Raw genomic sequence first — 2001 nt, 5'->3', positions numbered from 1 at the left:
GGTGGTCGACGAGCCGGAGCACTACCTCAAGCGGATCCGTACCGAGGTGGAGCGGCTCACCGGGATGGTCGACGACCTCTTCGAGCTCTCCCGCACCAACCGCCGCCTCATCGAAGCCTTCGGCGCCACCATCGATCTGGTGCGGGACAAGGACGAGGAAGGCGGCTACCTGCACACCCGGGTGCGACGGGTGGCGGAGTTGTCCCGCACCATCCCCGGTGCCGTCTGGCTCAACCAGTATGCCAACCCCGACAATTGGCGCGCGCATTACAACGGCATCGGCGCCGAGATCGTGCGCGACATGCCCGTCGAACCGACCCACGTCGTGGCCGCCGTCTCGACTTGCGGCACCCTCATGGGGCTCGCGCGCCGCCTGCGGGAGCGCTGGCCCCGGATCACGGTCGTTGCCGTCGATCTCGACGGGTCCGTGATCTTCGGTGCGCCGGGCGGGCGGCGGGATATTCCGGGCATCGGTGCGAGCCGCGTGCCGGAGCAGCTCTGTCTCTCCGAAGTCGATGCGGTCGTCTACGCGACGGACTGGGAATCCGCGCTCGGCTGCCGCCGGTTGGTGGAGACCCAGGGCATTCTCGCCGGCGGCTCCTCCGGCACCGTCGTCGCGGCGATCACCAAGCTGATCCCGCAGCTCGACCGCGGCGCGCGCATCGTCACGCTGCTTCCCGATCGCGGCGAGCGCTACCTCGACACGGTCTACGATCCGGCCTGGCCGGCCTCGGAGCGGCGCGTGACCAAGCCCTTCGGCGCCTCCTACCGACGCCTCCGCTCCCGGCCCGAAGCGGCCTGACACCGCCTGACGCCGGGTTGCCGCGCTCGGCTAGCGCCCTCCGCACGGACGACCGTGCCGGAGCGCGCCCGCGGCACTGTGCCGAACGACCATCCAGGGATCAACGCCATGGCCTCGACCAGCCTGCGCTATCTGTCGCGCTCCGACATCGCTTCGATCGGAGGCGACCATTCCGACCTCTACATGGCGGCGATCGAGGAGGGCTTCCGATTGCACGCCGCGGGGGACTTCATCCAGCCCCTGAAGCCGTACCTGCGCAGTCCGCGCGCACCCCACATTGCCGACCGCATCATCGCCATGCCGGCCTGGATCGGCGGCGAGCGCCCTGCGGCCGGCCTCAAATGGATCGGCTCGAAGCACGACAACCCCACGGCGCGCGGCCTCGAACGCGCCAGCGCCCTGATCGTGCTCAACGATCCCGAGACCAACTATCCGGTCGCGATTATGGAGGCGGGCCTCCTCAGCGCCATGCGCACCGCCGCCGTCACCGGGATCGCCGTCCGTCATCTCGCACGATCGGACTTCTCGCAAGCCGCGCTCATCGGCTGCGGTCCGATCGCCGAACGGCAGGCCCGGACCCTGGCCGAGCAGTTCCCGAGCCTGACCCGGCTGCGGCTGTTCGACCTGCGCGAGGCGGCGGCCGAGGATCTCTCCGCGCGCCTGCGCGACAGCTTCCCGCATCTGGAGACCGTCATCGCGACGAGCGCCGAGGCGGCGGTGGGCGAATGCCCCGTCGTCGTCACCTGCACGGTGACCGACAGGCCCTACCTGCCCTTCCGCTGGCTCAGTCCCGGAACGCTGCTCGCCAACGTCTCGATCATGGACGTCGAGCGCGACGTCTTCCTCAAGGTAGACAAGGTGGTCGTGGACGACTGGGACCAGTGCAACCGCGAGAAGAAGATCATCAACCTCCTCGTCGAGGCCGGAGAGTTCTCGCGCGAGAAGCTGCACGCCGAACTCGGTGAGATCGTGGTCGGACGCAAGCCGGGGCGGGAGAACGGCGACGAGATCATCCTGCTCAACCCGATGGGCATGGCGATCGACGACATCGCCTGCGCCCGCGCCATCCTGCGCCGTGCCGAGGCGGCGGGCGCCGGCACCGTCCTGCCCCTGTTCTGAGGGCCGGCATCATGTTCGGACCGATGGCCGAGGCACCCGCGGCCCCGAACCTCGCGGGGGACCTGCTGGGGGAGCTCTTC

At 69.7% G+C, this 2001-nt stretch carries 2 protein-coding genes; both read left to right on the top strand.

The features are described from left to right. A partial coding sequence (locus tag ABTY56_RS38585) for a pyridoxal-phosphate dependent enzyme (protein WP_350634365.1) occupies window positions 1–802 on the top strand: 802 nt, incomplete at its 5' end. A gap of 108 nt (window positions 803–910) precedes the next feature. Then, window positions 911–1921: a 2,3-diaminopropionate biosynthesis protein SbnB gene (gene sbnB, locus ABTY56_RS38580; protein WP_350634364.1), complete on the top strand. Its 1011-nt coding sequence runs from the start codon at window positions 911–913 to the stop codon at window positions 1919–1921. Window positions 1922–2001 lie beyond the last annotated feature (80 nt).

The sequence above is a fragment of the Kitasatospora sp. NPDC097691 genome (assembly GCF_040302665.1).
Classification (GTDB): domain Bacteria; phylum Actinomycetota; class Actinomycetes; order Streptomycetales; family Streptomycetaceae; genus Kitasatospora.
This window is presented reverse-complemented; position numbering and strand designations above follow the sequence as displayed.

What these genes read in the sequence shown, in the direction of transcription:
- sbnB (WP_350634364.1), top strand. Translation starts at nt 911, where the DNA reads ATGGCCTCGACCAGCCTGCGCTATCTGTCGCGCTCCGACATCGCTTCG.